This window comes from Mycobacterium bourgelatii (genome assembly GCF_010723575.1).
GTDB classification, from domain to species: domain Bacteria; phylum Actinomycetota; class Actinomycetes; order Mycobacteriales; family Mycobacteriaceae; genus Mycobacterium; species Mycobacterium bourgelatii.
This window is the reverse complement of record NZ_BLKZ01000001.1, coordinates 5,432,205-5,447,398: the sequence shown is the minus strand read 5'-3', so window position 1 is coordinate 5,447,398 and position 15,194 is coordinate 5,432,205. Positions and strand designations below refer to the sequence as shown.

The following is a 15,194-nucleotide window of genomic DNA, read 5'->3' as shown; positions in this document are numbered from 1 at the left end:
TAACGAGTTCTCTTATGCCGCACGTGATTACTCAGTCGTGCTGCAATGACGGGTCCTGCGTATTCGCGTGTCCGGTCAATTGCATCCACCCGACTCCCGACGAGCCGGGGTACGCGACGTCGGAAATGCTCTACATCGACCCGGTGGCATGTGTGGACTGCGGGGCGTGCGTGAGCGCCTGCCCGGTCGGGGCGATTGCGCCCGATAGTCGGCTTGATACAAGGCAATTGCCGTTCGTCGAAATCAATGCATCGTTCTACCCGGACCGCCCGGCCGGCGTGAAACTGCCGCCGACTTCGAAGCTGGCTCCGGTGATCCCAGCGCCCGAGGTTCATCAGCGGGAGAAGCCGCTCACGGTGGCTATCGTCGGGTCGGGGCCCGCCGCCATGTACGCCGCCGACGAGTTGTTGATTCAGCCCCGCGTGCGGGTCAACGTCTTCGAGAAGCTACCGACGCCTTATGGATTGGTGCGAGCGGGAGTAGCGCCGGACCACCAGAGCGCCAAGAGGGTCACCCGTCTGTTCGACCGGGTGGCCGGGCATCGCCGCCTGAAGTTCTACCTCAACGTCGAGGTGGGTAAGCACCTGAGCCACGCCGATCTGCTGTCCCACCACCACGCCGTGGTGTATGCGGTGGGCGCGCCGGATGACCGCCGGTTGGACATCGACGGGATGGGCCTGCCTGGGACCGGTACCGCCACAGAGTTGGTCGCCTGGATCAACGGACACCCCGACTTTGCAGATCTGCCAGTCGATCTCAGCCACGAACGGGTGGTGATCATCGGCAACGGCAACGTCGCCCTCGACGTGGCCCGGGTGCTCACCGCGGATCCCGACGACCTGGCCCGAACCGACATCGCCGACCACGCGTTGCGGGCCCTGCGCAAGTCCGCTGTTCGCGAGGTGGTCATCGCTGCCCGGCGCGGACCCGCGCACTCGGCGTTCACCCTGCCCGAATTGGTCGGGCTCACCGGATCTTCCGACGTGGTGCTCGACCCGGTCGACCGGCAACGAGTGCTGGATGACCTGGCAACCGTCGCTGATCCGCTGGCCAGGGCCAAGCTCGAGGTCTTGGCGACGCTGGGCGACGCGTCCGCGGCGACGTCAGGACTCGGGCGACCGCGCATACGGCTGGCGTATCAGCTGACACCACAGCGGGTTCTCGGTGACGATCGGGCCAGCGGTGTGGCGTTTGTCGTCGCGGGCCCTGGCGCCGGCGCGGGTACCGGCGAGGTGCGCACGCTGGACGCGGGCCTGGTGCTGACGTCGATTGGCTACCGTGGCAAGCCAATTCGTGACCTACCATTCGACGAGGACGCCGCTGTCGTCCCCAACGACGGCGGCCGCGTTATCGACCCGGCAACCGGCCGTCCGGTCGTCGGAGCCTACGTCGCGGGCTGGATCAAGCGCGGGCCCACCGGGTTCATCGGCACCAACAAATCGTGCTCCCTGCAGACCGTGCAGGCTCTGGTGGCCGACTTCAATGCCGGCAAGCTTTCCGACCCGCAAGCCAAGCCGCTGGCACTGGACAGGCTGGTGCAGCACCGACAGCCCGACGTCGTCGACTCGACGGGATGGCGTGCCATCGACGCCGCGGAAATCGCCCGCGGCATAGGTGACGGCCGGCCGCGCAACAAGTTCACCAACGTCGCCGACATGCTCGCCATCGCGGCTGCGGAACGCCAGACGCAGCCGCTGCGACGACGCCTGGCGGCCCGGCTACGCGAACTCGTCTAGCGCTGAGGTGCGCTAGCTGCCCACCTCCGCATTCATTGCCCGCTGGATTTCCTCCATGCTGACCTCGCGAACCGGTTGGCCGAGTGACCAATGGTGGCCGAAGGGGTCTTCGAGCACGCCGTAGCGGTCGCCCCACATCTGGTCGTCCAGCGGCATCACCACGGTCGCACCTGCATCCAGGGCCCGCTGGAATCTGGCGTCGACATCGGTGACGGTCAGGTGGATGGTGACGGGCGTGCCGCCCAATGCCTTCGGGGTCATCGACTTGCCGTCCGTTACCTCCGGAAAGTCGTCGTGGAGCATCACGGTGAATCCGTTGATCTGCACCGCGGCGTGAATCAATTTGCCATCGGGACGGGGAACACGCCCCAACTCCTCACCGCCGAAGGCCTTGACGTAGAAGTCGATCGCCGCGGCTGCATTGTCGACGACGAGGTGGGGGGACAGGGCTGGTTCGACGTTGATCGCCATCTTGGTCTCCTTGTTGTGGACGGGGTTCACGTGTATTGACCCCGGCCGCGACAGAAATTCATCGCGGTGACTCCATTAGATCTCCCGGCACCGACAAAGCCTGATCGCTTGCGTTCTGGCGCGACAGCGCGATATAACTAGTGCATCAGCTGGTGAGATAGCTGTATCAGCAACTGTCTTACCACTCCCGAACTGCAAGGAATGATCTGGTGAACGCGACGACCGTGACGATCCACCGCACGCTGGATTCGCGTCAGGTGGAAGTCCGTGCGCGGCTGCTACAGGCCGCTCGCCAGTTGATTCGCGAGCACGGGCATGAGGCCGTCGCGATGGAGGCGATCGGCGCGACCGTCGGAGTGTCCAGGGCGACGACCTATCGCTATTTCGCGTCCAAGGAACACGTGGTGTGTGAGGCCGCTTTGGCCTGGGGGCATGAGGTCGCGGCGCACATTCCACAGGCCATCGCCGCAGCGTCCGAGTCGGTCCCCTCATCACTGAAGGCCGTCGACGTGGCCATCGAACACGTCGTGCGGGAAGCGGCGTCGGATGTGCCGATGGTTCGCGCCATCATTGCCTCGGTACTGGCTCTGGGGCCGGTAGCCGATCAATTCCGCTTGGGCGTGCGCGAGATGTTCCTCGCGCTGCTGAGCGGAACCGGCGAGGACGTGCTCGAGTCGTTGTCGCTCGACCCGGCGATCGCGTTGCTCGGTCGCGTCTTCTTTGCCGACTTGGCCCTGCTCGGAGTCGGCGACATCACCGTCGAACAGTGCATCGCCGAACTGCGCCTGGCCGCCTCGCGCCTATTGAATTGACCCACCTCCCGACAACTAGGAGCAAACCTGTGAATCAAACACTGCTACAACCGATTTGGGACTGGATGCTGAGGCATCTGGGCGTCGGCTTCTTCGAATTCCCGTTGTACTTCCTGCCCGTGGTCGTCGCGGTCGTGTTGGTGACGGGCATCGTCTACTCGATATTCGATGTTGCGGTATACCACCGTATTTCGGCGAAGGCGGCCACCAAACTCGGGCTCCGGATCTCCTCGAATTATGTCGGTGCGGCGGTGGTGTTCTTCGTCCTGCACCGCATCTTCCACCCCTGGGTGGCCGAAGTCCCAACGGCCGCACCGACGGTCGTTGCGTTCGTCACGCAGCTGGTGGCCTTCATGGTGATCGGCGAGTTCCTCACCTACTGGTGGCACCGCCTAGAGCACGGTAATCGGTTTGTCTTCCAGAAAGTGCACTACCTGCACCACCGGGTGCAGAACCCGTTGACCATCTGGACCAACTTCGTCGTGCATCCCGTCGAAGGCTTCATGGTGATGTTCTGCCTGTACGTGGTGCCGTTGACGTGGGGGGCGCACCCGCTGGTGGTGGTCGCCTACGCGGCGGCCAACACCACGGCGATGGTCGTCACGCACAGCGGCTACGACATGAAGCTGTACCCGCGTTGGCTGCTGCCGGCGGCCTCAGGCCACGAGTTGCACCACTCGGAGAAGCGTCCCACCAACCTGTCCGTGGTAATGACCTACGGAGACAAGCTGTTTGGCACGTACAAGAAACCAGCCGCGACGAGCGAGTCGACGTTGGAATCAACCGCGGCCGCCGCCTAGGCGCTGGTGAGCACGCGGTCCCAGCCGGGGATCGATTCGGGCTTGCGTGGCCCGGGTCCGACGTAGATGGCCGACGGACGGACCAGCTTGCCGAGTCGCTTCTGTTCCAGGATGTGAGCGCACCATCCGGCGGTGCGTCCACAAGTGAACATTGCCGGCATCATGTTCGCCGGCACCCCGGCGAAGTCCAGGATGACCGCGGCCCAGAACTCGACATTGGTCTCGATGGCGCGGTCCGGGCGTCGCTCCCGCAATTCGGCCAGGGCCGCTTGTTCCAAGGCGGCGGCGACCTCGTGTCGAGGGGCCTTCAGGCGCTCGGCGGTCGCGCGCAGCACCCGCGCCCGTGGGTCTTCGGCCCGGTAGACGCGGTGTCCGAAGCCCATCAGCTTTTCGCCGCGATCGAGGATCCCCTTGACCACCTTGCGGGCGTCGCCGGTGCGTTCGACTTCTTCGATCATCGGCAGCACGCGGGCCGGGGCCCCACCGTGCAAAGGCCCGCTCATCGCCCCGATCGCGCCGGACAGGCACGCGGCCACGTCCGCGCCGGTCGAGGCGATCACCCGCGCGGTGAACGTCGAAGCGTTCATGCCGTGCTCGGCGGCCGTGACCCAGTAGGCGTCAATCGCCTCGATGTGCCTGGGGTCCGGCTCGCCCTGCCAGCGCGTCATGAATCGCGCTGTGATGGTTGGGCATTGGTCGATGATGCGCTGGGGGACCGCAGGCTGGTAGATGCCGCGGCCGGACTGTGCGACGTAGGACAAGGCCATCACGGAGGCCCGGGCGAGTTGGTCGCGGGCGGTGGGCTCGTTGGTGTCCAAGAGCGGTTTGTAACCCCAGATGGGTGCCAGCATCGCCAGGCCCGCCTGTACGTCGACCCGTACGTCGCCGGTGTGGATCGGCAGCGGGAACGGCTCAGCCGGGGGCAAACCGCGGCCGAAGTCGCCGTCGACGAGCAGGGCCCAGACGTCGCCGAAGTGAACCCGTTGGTTCACCAGATCCTCGATGTCGACACCGCGGTAACGCAGTGCGCCGCCGTCCTTGTCGGGTTCGGCGATCTTGGTGGTGAAGGCGACGACGCCTTCCAGACCTGGGACAAAATCAGGTGGAACCACAGTCATGGGCCGATTCTTGCACCCCAGATTCCGGCCGATGCTACCGGCCGGTAGCAACCCCGGTAGCTTTAAGGCGATGGCCGGAGCAATCGACGAGCACCTGGCGAGGATGAGAGTGGAGTACGGATCCGCCGAGAAGGATGACAGTGCTGACCTGGACGTCAGCTGGCTGGACGACGGTTGGCTTGCCTTGTTCTGCAAGTGGATTGACGACGCCGAACGAGCCGGAGTCGCCGAGCCGAACGCCATGGTGCTGGCCACCGTCGCCGCCGACGGCAAGCCGGTGAGCCGGTCGGTGTTGTGTAAGGGCGCCGACGAGAACGGGATCACCTTCTTTACCAATTACGACTCGGCCAAGGGACTCGAGTTGGCGTCGGCGCCGTACGCGTCGGCGACCTTCCCGTGGTATCAACTCGGCCGGCAGGTGCACATTCGTGGACCGGTAACCAAGGTCGACCGGCGCGTCACCGAGGAGTACTGGTCCAAACGGCCGCGCGGATCGCAACTGGGCGCGTGGGCGTCGCGTCAGTCGCAGCCGATCGAGTCGCGCGCGGCGTTGCTGGGTCAGCTGGCGGAGGTGACCGCCCGCTTCGCCGATGTGGAGCAGGTGCCGGCGCCGCCGAACTGGGGCGGGTATGTCATCGCGCCCGAGGTGGTGGAATTTTGGCAGGGCCGGGAGAACCGGGTGCACAACCGGATTCGAGTCATCGGCGGTCGGGTCGAGCGGCTGCAGCCCTAATGCTTGTTGCCCGCCGGGCTTCGGTGGTGTTTTCGATTGGGCGGCAACGACTTCATCTAGTTCGAGCGCGCTCACTGCACATCGGTGCGCACCGCCGCTAGTTGCGTGTCGCCACCTCAGGTGGGCTTCACTTGGCTTCGCCTGCTGCCTGTGGTCGCGGGCGCGGTTTTTGTCGTAGGTGGCTGTTTTGATGGGGGTATGTCTGTGGTGGCGGCTTCTTCGGGTGGGGTGGGGTTGATTCCTAAAGAGCGGTTGGAGGTGTTGTTCGCCGAGTTGGCGGAGTTGAGTGGTCAGCGCAATGCCATCGATGGGCGCATGGTGGAGATCTTCGCTCAGATCGAGGGTGAGCAGTTGTGGGGGATGACCGGGGCGCGGTCGTTGCCGGCGGTGGTGGCGTGGAAGACGGGGGTGTCGCCGGGTAATGCGCACACGATGGCTGCGGTGGCGCGGCGGGTGGGGGAGTTTCCTCGGTGTGTGCAGGGGTTGAAGGAGGGGCGGTTGTCGCTGGATCAGGTGGGGGTGATCGCGGCACGCGCGGGTGAGGGTTCTGATGAGCATTATGCGGAGTTGGCTTCGGTGGCCACGGTGACTCAGTTGCGTACGGCGGTGCGGTTGGAGCCGCGCCCCGACCCGTCGCCCGCGCCCGAGTCCAAGTCCGAGTCGGGGTCGGGGCCGGTGGAGCCGGAGTTGCGGGGGTCGGTCAGCAAGAGCGGTGATGGGCAGTACAGCTGGTGGCGGATCAAGTTGCCGGCGGTGCAGGCGGCGACGTTCGATGCGGCGTTGGGTTCGCATCTGGAGGGGTTGATGGCGCAGTGGAAGCGTGAGCGTGAGGCCGTCGGCGGTGGCGGGGGTGGGGAGTTTGCGGTGCCGATGCCGACGATGGTGGAGGCGTTTCTGGCGTTGGTGCAGGCGGGGTGGGATAGCGAGGTGGCGCGGCGTCCGCAGGGGCAGCACACCACGGTGGTGATGCATGTTGATGTCAAGGATCGGGTGGGGTCGTTGCATCTGGGTCCGGTGTTGTCGCGGTCCGAGCGGCAGTTGTTGGGCTGTGATGCCAGCTGTGAGGTGTGGTTCGAGCGTGATGGTGAGCCGATCGGGGCCGGACGAACGACGCGGGGGATCAGTCGCCGGTTGCGTCGGGCGTTGGAGTATCGCCACCCGGGGTGCGCGTTTCCCGGGTGTGGGGCCAGCCGGGGCCTGCATGCGCACCACATCGTGCATTGGGAGGATGGCGGGGCCACCGAGTTGGCGAATCTGGTGTTGCTGTGTCCGTTTCATCATCGGTTGCATCACCGTGGGGTGATCACCATCACCGGCCCCGCTGACCAGTTGTGCATCACTGATAGTGATGGGCGGGTGTTGACCGGGGCGTCGTTGGCGCGGCCACCGACGCAGCCACCGCCCGATGTGCCGCCGTGTCCCGGGCCGACCGGTGAACGCGCCGACTGGTGGTGGTACCAGCCGTACGAACCCGAGTCGCCCACCGCCAACTAGATCCGGACTCACGGCTGGGGCGAGCCGGGTCGTGACCCTCGGGCGGCGCTGCATGCCGGCCGTCGGGGTGCTAGCGCATACGCCAGCGTTTTTGGGGATCGCTTCATGGTCTGCTGACGGTGCCGATGTGGGGTGTGTGAATAGCGGGCATGGCCGCGGGCTCGCGCGGGTGCTAGCGCATACACCAGCGCTTTCTGCGATCACCTCATGGTCTGCTCACGGTGCCGATGTGGCGCATGTGATTACCGGGAGTCACCAATGATTGCGGCGCGATTGGCCCGGTACGGCCGCTGAAAGCCCGTCGTCGCACAGCGGCGGTGAGTGCAGCCAGCTCAGAACGCAGCCCGCGACATGAGCCCGCGACAGGCGTCCGCGCCAGAAGCCAAGCCCCGCGACGGGCGGCCCAGATAACACCGCCCCGGAGGGCGAGCCGGCGGCGCAAAGATCGACAAAGACTCGTCCGGTTCGCGGCACAAAACAGTAGGTCGACACGCGCTGGCCCGGCAGACTAGACCCCGAGCAGGCACGCCAGCGCGATACCGACTACCTTCACCTATGACGCACCTAGTGCTTGCACGCATCTAGGTCAGAAAGCCATACCAGCCTGAAGCGCAAAGGGGTTCTCGTGGCCGACACCGACGACACCGCATCTCTGAAGTACCCGGGGGGCGAGCTCGATCTGAAGATCGTGAAAGCCACCGAAGGTGCTGACGGCATTGCGCTGGGTCCGCTGCTGTCCAAGACCGGGCACACGACGTTCGACAATGGCTTCGTCAACACCGCTTCGTGCAAGAGCTCCATCACCTACATCGATGGTGACGCCGGTATCCTGCGCTACCGCGGCTACCCGATTGACCAGCTGGCCGAGAAGTCGACCTTCATCGAGGTCAGCTACCTGTTGATCTACGGCGAGCTGCCCACCGCCGACCAATTGGCCGAGTTCACCCACCGGATCCAACGGCACACCATGCTGCACGAGGACCTAAAGCGCTTCTTCGACGGCTTCCCGCGCAACGCCCACCCGATGCCGGTGCTGTCCAGTGTGGTCAACGCGCTCTCGGCGTACTACCAAGACGCCTTGGACCCGATGGACAATGCGCAGGTCGAGCTGTCGACGATCCGGCTGCTGGCCAAGCTGCCGACCATCGCCGCCTACGCCTACAAGAAGTCGGTCGGCCAGCCGTTCCTCTACCCGGACAACTCGCTCACGCTGGTGGAGAACTTCCTGCGGATGACGTTCGGCTTCCCCGCTGAGCCGTACCAGGCCGACCCCGAGGTCGTCCGGGCGCTCGACATGCTGTTCATCCTGCACGCCGACCACGAGCAGAACTGTTCGACGTCGACGGTGCGGCTGGTCGGCTCGTCGCGGGCCAACCTGTTCACCTCGATCTCCGGCGGCATCAACGCCTTGTGGGGCCCGTTGCACGGCGGTGCCAACCAGGCCGTGCTCGAGATGCTCGAGCAGATCCGCGAAAGCGGCGACGACGTCGGCGAGTTCGTCCGCAAGGTGAAGAACCGCGAAGAGGGCGTCAAGCTGATGGGCTTCGGCCACCGCGTCTACAAGAACTACGACCCGCGCGCGAGGATCGTCAAGGACCAGGCCGACAAGATCCTGGCCAAGCTCGGCGGAGACCCGCTGCTCGACATCGCCAAGGAGCTTGAAGAAGCGGCGCTCACCGACGACTACTTCATCGAGCGCAAGCTCTACCCGAACGTCGACTTCTACACCGGTTTGATCTACCGGGCGCTGGGCTTCCCGGTCCGCATGTTCACCGTGCTGTTTGCGTTGGGCCGGCTGCCCGGTTGGATCGCGCACTGGCGCGAGATGCATGACGACCCCGACAACAAGATCGGTCGTCCGCGCCAGATCTACACCGGCTACACCGAGCGCGACTACGCCACCATCGACGAGCGCTAACCGCCGAGCGACCCAAGCACCGCCATCGCGGCGTTGTGTCCGCCGATGCCGGACACCGCACCCCCGCGGCGCGCACCCGAACCGCACAGCATGATGCGCTCATGCGCGCTGGCCACACCCCACTGACGCGCCGGGGTATCCAATGGCTCGTCGTCATCGGCGAACGGCCAGGACAGCGCGCCGTGAAAGATGTTGCCCGCGGTCATCTGCAACGTGCGTTGCAAGTCCTCGGTGGTCGTCGTCTCGAGACACGGACGGCCGTGTGCGTCACTCATCAGCACGTCCTGAATCGGTTCGGCCAGAACGGAATTTAGCGACGCCAACACCGACTCGGTTAGGCGATCGGACGCAGCGGCGGTACCGCCCAACGTCGAATGCGGGGTGTGCAAACCGAACACCGTCATGGTGTGCGCACCAGCGTCCCGCAACTCCGACGACATGATGCTCGGATCGGCCAGCGAGTGGCAATACGCCTCACACGGCAACGGGTCAGGCACCAGGCCCTCGGCGGCGCGCGTGTAGCCGGTGTCCAGCTGGCTCCACGTCTCGTTGACGTGGAACGTCCCGGCGAAGGCTTCCTCGGGGGCGACGCCCTGATCGCGTAGCCGCGGCAGCCGTCGCAACACCATGTTGACCTTCACCTGCGAACCCGGCGCCACCGAAGGTTCTGGTTCGCCGAGCAGGCGAGCCAGGACCGCTGGTCCAACACCGGCCAGTACGAACCGGCCTCGGACCGCATGCTCGTCGCCGCCGCTGCGGTACCGCACCTCCCCGTCCGGATCGACCGCGAAAACGTCGGCATCGGTGACGATTTCGGCGCCGTGGCCGGCGGCCGCGGTGGCCACGGCCGTGGTCACCGATCCCATGCCGCCGATGGGCACGTCCCAGTCGCCGCTGCCGCCGCCGATCAGATGGTAGAGAAAGCAGACGTTCTGCATCAGCGACTCGTCGTTGAGCCGCGCGAAGGTGCCGATCAGCGCATCGGTCGCGATCACGCCACGCACCACGTCATTCCTGACGGCACCGGTGATGGCATGCCCGATGGGTGCCTCGATCATGGCGTGCCAGGCGGCCTCGGCTCCCCGGGAACCGCCCTGCAGGACGTGTGCGCGGGCCTGCGAGCGGGTGCGCAGCGGCTCCAGCAACGTTGGCCAGAGCCGTTCGGTGACCACCCGGCAGCGCCGGTAGAACGCGTCGAACCCGTCCCGATCCCCGTCCGCGCCGATCGCGGCGAACGTCGGTCTCGAACCAACCAACAGGCCGGTGCGACCGGACGTCGCCGGATCGGGGGTGTAGGACGACTCCCGGCGCCGGGCCAGGCGCACCTGGGCACCCAGGTCGGCGATGATGCGTGTAGGCAGCAGGCTGACCAGGTACGAATACCGCGACACCCGAACGTCGACACCCTCGAAGGCCTGTGCCGACACCGCCGCTCCGCCGACGTGCCCCAGCCGTTCGAGCAATCGCACCCGAAGCCCCGCTCGGGCCAGGTACCCGGCTGCGACCAGGCCGTTGTGCCCACCGCCGACAATGACGACGTCAAAGTTGCTCATGCTGCCCAGGCGCGCAGGGAACTAGCCGATATAGCCCTCGACCTCGTCCGGCGGACGCACGTTCGCTCGCTGCGGATCCCCACCGGTTTCGCGCAAGGCCCGGCGCTGCCGCAGCAGGTCCCAGCACTGGTCGAGTTCGACTTCGATGCGGCGTAGCTTTTCGTGCTCCTCGGACTCCGAAATTTCGTGATGCAGCAGCTGGTCGCGCAGCGCCTTTTCCGCAGCGACAAGATCGCGAATGCGCGCCAACGTCTCGTTGTCGTCGGGTTTCCCTCCGGTGGCCATCGTCCCAGTCTGCCCGACGAGCGACGGGCATCCGCAGATCGGCACTTGAGGCGTAGGGACTCGGTAGGCTGCATATCGCCTGGACCACGGGAGATCAGTGAGGGGAGGGGTGATGGTGGGCACCGAGCCGGCTGTGGACCGAACGCCTGCGCCCACCGACGCGGCGGATCGCACGCGCACGCCGAGATTCACCAAGCGGTCGCCGGGCACCTCGTGGCTGATTGCCCTGGCGGTGATCCCATTCTTGCTGGCGGTGATCGGTTACTGGGCCTACGGGCGGCCCACGTCCTTCGCCGGCCCGGCCGGCAATGTGCCGACACTCGAACCCACCAGCGGACCCTCGATCACTCCGGGTCCGCCGTTGTCGCTGCTGTCAATCAGCCGCAGCGGCAACACAATTACGCTTATCGGCGACTTCCCGGACGAGAACTCCAAGGCGGCGCTGATGACGTCGCTGAAGTCCATGTTGACCCCGGGTGTCAACGTCATCGACCAGATCCGGATCGATCCCCTGGTCCATTCGCTCGACTTCTCGAACGCCGAGCCGATTTTCTTCGCCGCCGCGTCGATGCCCGAGTTCACCCTCAAGGCGGAGAGCTACACGGTCAACCTGACGGGAACCGCCATCTCGCCCGAGCAAAAGGACGCCGTCGAGCGGGCCGCCACCCGGACTTGGTCCACCGTGGACGTCACCAGCAAGATTCAGGTCAAGGGCCAGCCGCCAGTGACGGTTCCTGCCATACCCGGCGTCGGCCCCAGCCCCGGCCCCGCGCCGCCACCGGGCGCGGCGGGCCCGTGCGCCAATCTGCAAGCGACGATCAACGCCCTGACGGGCGGGCCGATCTACTTCGCCAGCGACGGCGTCACCCTTACTTCGGTGGACGACCAGATCCTCACCCAAGTGGCCGACAAGCTGAAGGCATGCCCGGATGCGCGGGTGACCGTGAACGGCTACACCGACAACGCCGGCGCCGAGGGCATCAACATCCCCCTGAGCGACCAGCGGGCCCGCGCTGTCGCCGACTTCCTCATCGCCCACGGCGTTCCCCGCGACCACGTCACGGCCAAGGGGTTGGGTTCGGTCAACCCCATCGCCAGCAATGACACCACCGAGGGCCGGATCAAGAATCGGCGCGCTGAAATAGTGGTCGGCTGAGGATCGGCTAGGGAGAGGCATGGATTTCTTCATCCAGTGGTTGTGCTACCTGGCCGCGTTTGTGACGGGTTCCGCCGTGGCCTGGATCATCGTGACCGTCTCGATGGGAACCGGCGAGGAGCGCAAGTCCCGGCCCGAAGCGGCACCCGCCGCACCCGAAGCGGAGCCCGCGGCATACGCCGCACCCGCGGCGGAAGAAGAAACAGACCTGCTGACCGCTCCGATCGACGCCGAGCCTGAGACGGAAGTGCTGCCCGGCTTGGCGGACGAGGTCGATACCGCGGTGCTGCCGACCTCGAGTGAGGTCGACAAACCCTGATGGCCCACGTGCATTGGTGGTTGGCGGCCCTGTCATTCGTGCTTGGGCTGGTACTGACCTTGACGCTGATGGTGCGTCCGGTCAGGCCGGCAGCACCGGCGGGCGCTGTCGCGGCTGCGCCGAAGATGGCGGCTCGGCCGGGTCCCGCGCGAGGAGACGGCCGAAAAGGCGTGCCGGCCAAGAAATCTGCGGCCGGTAAAGCCGGCAAAGCCGGTAAAGGCGCTCCGGCCAAGAAGGGTCCGCCGCGCAAGGGGGCGCCCGCGAAGAAGGGCGTCGGCGCGAAAGGCGGTGCCAAGAAACGGGTTCCGGCTGGCAGGGGACCGGCGACCAAGAAGGCCGGAGCGAGCGCCAAGGACGCCGACGCGCCGACCAAGCGGATCCGCGTCGTCAAAGTTGCCAAGGACAAGTCCGGCGAGAAGCCCTTTGCCCCATACGGTCCCGGCTCGGCGCGCGCCGATTCCGACGGCGGCGGGCCGGACGGCTGGTTGGTCAAGGGCCGCTCGGATACCCGGCTTTTCTACAAGCCCGAGGATCCCTCGTACGAAGACGTCACCGCCCAGGTCTGGTTCGAGGACGAAGCCGCGGCGAAGCGCGCCTTCTTCACTCCGTGGTCGAAGAGCGCAAGGAAGAAGTGAGCGGCCCGGCCTAGCTGGGAGCGGGCAGCTTCAACAGCAGTCGGGCGCCGCCCAACGGGCTGGTCTCCAGCGACGCCGTTCCGCCATGCAGGTGTGCCTGCTGCGCCACCAACGCCAACCCCAGTCCAGAGCCCGAGTGGGACGCCGTCGAGCCGCGGGAGAACCGCTCGAACACCAGCTGGCGCTCCCCTTCGGGCACACCGGTGCCGTTGTCGTCGATGGCGATCTCCACCCCCTCCCGCGAACTGACCGCGGACAGCTGAACCTTGGTGGCGCCGCCGTGCTTGACGGCGTTGGCGATGGCGTTGTCGACGGTGAGTCGCAATCCCGCCGGCATTCCCACGATGATGCAGGTCGGCGAGGGCACCAGGGACACGTCGAGGTCGGGGTAGATGCGCGTGGCGTCGTGGGCGGCGCGGTCGAGGAGATCGGTGATGTCGACCGGCACGTGGTCGTCGGACGTCGACAGTTCGCCCTGGGCCAGGCGCTCGAGCGCGGTCAGCGTCGCCTCGATCCGCGACTGGGTACGAATCACGTCGTTGAGCACTTCCTTGCGCTGCTCGTCGGACATGTCCAGGGTGGACAGCACTTCGAGATTGGTCCGCATCGCGGTCAACGGCGTCCGCAACTCGTGCGACGACACCGCGGCGAAGTCGCGGGCCGACGCCAGCGCCTCCTTGGTCCGGTTCTGCTCGTCCCAGATGCGCTGCAGCATGCCGCGCATCGCCTCGGCGATCTCGACGGCTTCACTGGCGCCGTGCACCTCCACCCGTGGTGTTTCGTCTCCGGCGTCGATTTTGCGGGTCTGTTCGGCCAGCTGTTTGAACGGCCGCACCGCGAATGCGGCCAGCAGCCAGGCGAACACCGCCGCCGCGCCGATGGCGAAGCCGCAGATCAGCATCACCCGGCGATGCAGGTTGTTGGTTTCGGCGATGGTGGTGTCGTAGGTGGCGCCCACGGCCAGGGAAGTCGGCTCGGGTCCTGGGATCGTCACCGTGCGCACCCGGTAGCGCACCCCGTCGATGTAGGTGTCGGCGTAGTCCTTGTGCAGCTGGGGCAGCGTGATATCGGAGTTGTTCTTGATGACGTTGCCGCGCCGGACCGTGATCAGCGCGTCCCGGTCATTCGGCGAGTTGGGAATCTCGTCGAGCCCTCGCGGGACGAACGGAATGGCGAACCCGGCGGCCTCGTCCAGCCGGCGGTCCAGCCGTTCTTTGCGGTCGTTGGTGATGCCGACCCAGACCACGGTGCCGACGATGAGCACCGGAATGGCTGCACCGATGGCTGTCGCGACCACCACCCGGGTCCGCAGTGACGGAGTACGGGCGAAGATCCGCGACAGGATGTTCACCTATTGCATCCTGAGCACGAACCCGACTCCGCGGACGGTGTGCAGCAGCCGGGGTCCGCCGTTTGCTTCCAGCTTGCGCCGCAGGTAGCCGATGAACACGTCGACGACGTTGGTGTCGGCGGCGAAGTCGTAGCCCCACACCAACTCGAGCAGTTGCGCGCGCGACAGCACCGCCGTCTTGTGCTCGGCGAGCACCGCCAGCAGGTCGAACTCTCGCTTGGTGAGGTCGACGTCGACGCCGTTGACGCGCGCCCGTCGGCCGGGAATGTCCACTTCCAGCGGGCCCACCGTGATGGTTTCCGACGACGACGTCGCGGTCGCACCGCGGCGGCGCAGCAGCGCCCGAACCCGCGCCACCAGTTCGGCGAGGACGAACGGCTTGACCAGGTAGTCGTCGGCGCCGGCCTCCAGGCCGGCTACCCGGTCGTCGACCGAGCTGCGGGCGCTGAGCACGCAGACCGGCACGTCGTTGTCCATCGCCCGCAATGCGGTGACGACGCTGACGCCGTCCAGCACGGGCATGTTGATGTCGAGCACAATCGCGTCTGGCCTGGTCTCGGTCGCGCTGCGCAGGGCTTCGGCCCCGTCGACGGCAGTGGATACCTCAAAGCCGGACAACCGTAGGCCGCGTTCCAGCGAGGCGAGCACGTCAGAGTCGTCGTCAACGACCAAGACTCGAGGCGAGGTCACACCAGTGTCCATGGGTTTCATATTGCCTGATTCCTGGCGGCGACGGGGGGAGGCGCGAGCAGGCGCAACGCCGCAGGAATGCGCCCGGATCAGGGGATTTTGCGTCCGTTCGCGGCAGGCAGA

The 15,194-nt window shown here is 66.3% G+C and carries 15 protein-coding genes; 9 read left to right on the top strand and 6 right to left on the bottom strand.

Annotation, left to right across the window (positions count from 1 at the left end):
• Positions 1–14: 14 nt before the first annotated feature.
• Positions 15–1,736: a 4Fe-4S binding protein gene (locus G6N68_RS23205; RefSeq protein WP_163717377.1), complete on the top strand. Its 1,722-nt coding sequence runs from the start codon at positions 15–17 to the stop codon at positions 1,734–1,736.
• Positions 1,737–1,748: 12 nt separating this feature from the next.
• Here the strand turns inward: G6N68_RS23205 and G6N68_RS23200 are convergent, their stop codons facing one another.
• Complete coding sequence (locus tag G6N68_RS23200; protein ID WP_163717375.1) at positions 1,749–2,207, bottom strand: VOC family protein; 459 nt, start codon at positions 2,205–2,207, stop codon at positions 1,749–1,751.
• Positions 2,208–2,416: 209 nt separating this feature from the next.
• Here G6N68_RS23200 and G6N68_RS23195 point away from each other — a divergent pair, with 209 nt between their 5' ends.
• Both G6N68_RS23195 and G6N68_RS23190 read left to right on the top strand, forming a co-directional pair.
• Entirely contained in the window at positions 2,417–3,019 is a 603-nt protein-coding gene (locus G6N68_RS23195) for a TetR/AcrR family transcriptional regulator (RefSeq protein WP_163717373.1), read from the top strand.
• A 29-nt stretch (positions 3,020–3,048) separates the two neighbouring features.
• Entirely contained in the window at positions 3,049–3,819 is a 771-nt protein-coding gene (locus G6N68_RS23190; RefSeq protein ID WP_163717371.1) for a sterol desaturase family protein, read from the top strand.
• Here G6N68_RS23190 and G6N68_RS23185 read toward each other — a convergent pair.
• Positions 3,816–4,937 carry a citrate synthase 2 gene (locus G6N68_RS23185; RefSeq protein ID WP_163717369.1) on the bottom strand — a complete coding sequence of 374 codons (1,122 nt, stop codon included), beginning with the start codon at positions 4,935–4,937 and terminating at the stop codon, positions 3,816–3,818. The two genes, G6N68_RS23190 and G6N68_RS23185, sit on opposite strands and share 4 nt — an antisense overlap.
• 70 nt (positions 4,938–5,007) lie before the next feature.
• Here G6N68_RS23185 and pdxH point away from each other — a divergent pair, with 70 nt between their 5' ends.
• The 3 genes from pdxH (at position 5,008) to G6N68_RS23170 (ending at position 9,082) form a co-directional block, all read left to right on the top strand.
• Positions 5,008–5,670: a pyridoxamine 5'-phosphate oxidase gene (pdxH, locus tag G6N68_RS23180; protein WP_163717367.1), complete on the top strand. Its 663-nt coding sequence runs from the start codon at positions 5,008–5,010 to the stop codon at positions 5,668–5,670.
• 198 nt (positions 5,671–5,868) lie between these two features.
• Entirely contained in the window at positions 5,869–7,164 is a 1,296-nt protein-coding gene (locus tag G6N68_RS23175; protein WP_163717365.1) for an HNH endonuclease signature motif containing protein, read from the top strand.
• Between the two features lie 625 nt (positions 7,165–7,789).
• A complete protein-coding gene (locus tag G6N68_RS23170) occupies positions 7,790–9,082 on the top strand; it encodes a citrate synthase (protein ID WP_163717363.1) in 1,293 nt (430 codons plus the stop codon).
• On the opposite strand, the gene G6N68_RS23165 is transcribed toward G6N68_RS23170, so the two are convergent.
• The gene (locus G6N68_RS23165; protein WP_163717355.1) at positions 9,079–10,635 is read right to left on the bottom strand and encodes a phytoene desaturase family protein; all 1,557 of its coding nucleotides are present in this window, start codon (positions 10,633–10,635) and stop codon (positions 9,079–9,081) included. The two genes, G6N68_RS23170 and G6N68_RS23165, sit on opposite strands and share 4 nt — an antisense overlap.
• Positions 10,636–10,656: 21 nt before the next feature.
• Entirely contained in the window at positions 10,657–10,920 is a 264-nt protein-coding gene (locus G6N68_RS23160; RefSeq protein ID WP_163717353.1) for a DUF2630 family protein, read from the bottom strand.
• Positions 10,921–11,035: 115 nt separating this feature from the next.
• Between G6N68_RS23160 and arfA the strand changes: the two genes are divergently transcribed.
• The 3 genes from arfA to arfC are packed head-to-tail and all read left to right on the top strand — an operon-like array spanning position 11,036 to position 13,030.
• Entirely contained in the window at positions 11,036–12,076 is a 1,041-nt protein-coding gene (gene arfA, locus G6N68_RS23155) for a channel-forming protein ArfA/OmpATb (protein ID WP_163718888.1), read from the top strand.
• A 19-nt stretch (positions 12,077–12,095) separates the two neighbouring features.
• Positions 12,096–12,395 (top strand): channel accessory protein ArfB, encoded by a 300-nt coding sequence (arfB, locus tag G6N68_RS32245; protein WP_163706429.1) that lies wholly within the window; start codon positions 12,096–12,098, stop codon positions 12,393–12,395.
• Positions 12,395–13,030 carry a channel accessory protein ArfC, sunset domain variant gene (arfC, locus tag G6N68_RS23145; protein ID WP_163717351.1) on the top strand — a complete coding sequence of 212 codons (636 nt, stop codon included), beginning with the start codon at positions 12,395–12,397 and terminating at the stop codon, positions 13,028–13,030. The genes arfB and arfC overlap by 1 nt, the downstream gene beginning before the upstream one ends.
• Positions 13,031–13,040: 10 nt before the next feature.
• Here arfC and G6N68_RS23140 read toward each other — a convergent pair whose 3' ends face one another.
• Positions 13,041–14,381, bottom strand: a complete 1,341-nt coding sequence (locus tag G6N68_RS23140; RefSeq protein ID WP_163717349.1) for a HAMP domain-containing sensor histidine kinase — start codon at positions 14,379–14,381, stop codon at positions 13,041–13,043.
• On the bottom strand, positions 14,382–15,092 hold the full coding sequence (gene prrA / locus G6N68_RS23135; protein WP_163717346.1) for a two-component system response regulator PrrA: 711 nt from the start codon (positions 15,090–15,092) through the stop codon (positions 14,382–14,384).
• Positions 15,093–15,194 lie beyond the last annotated feature (102 nt).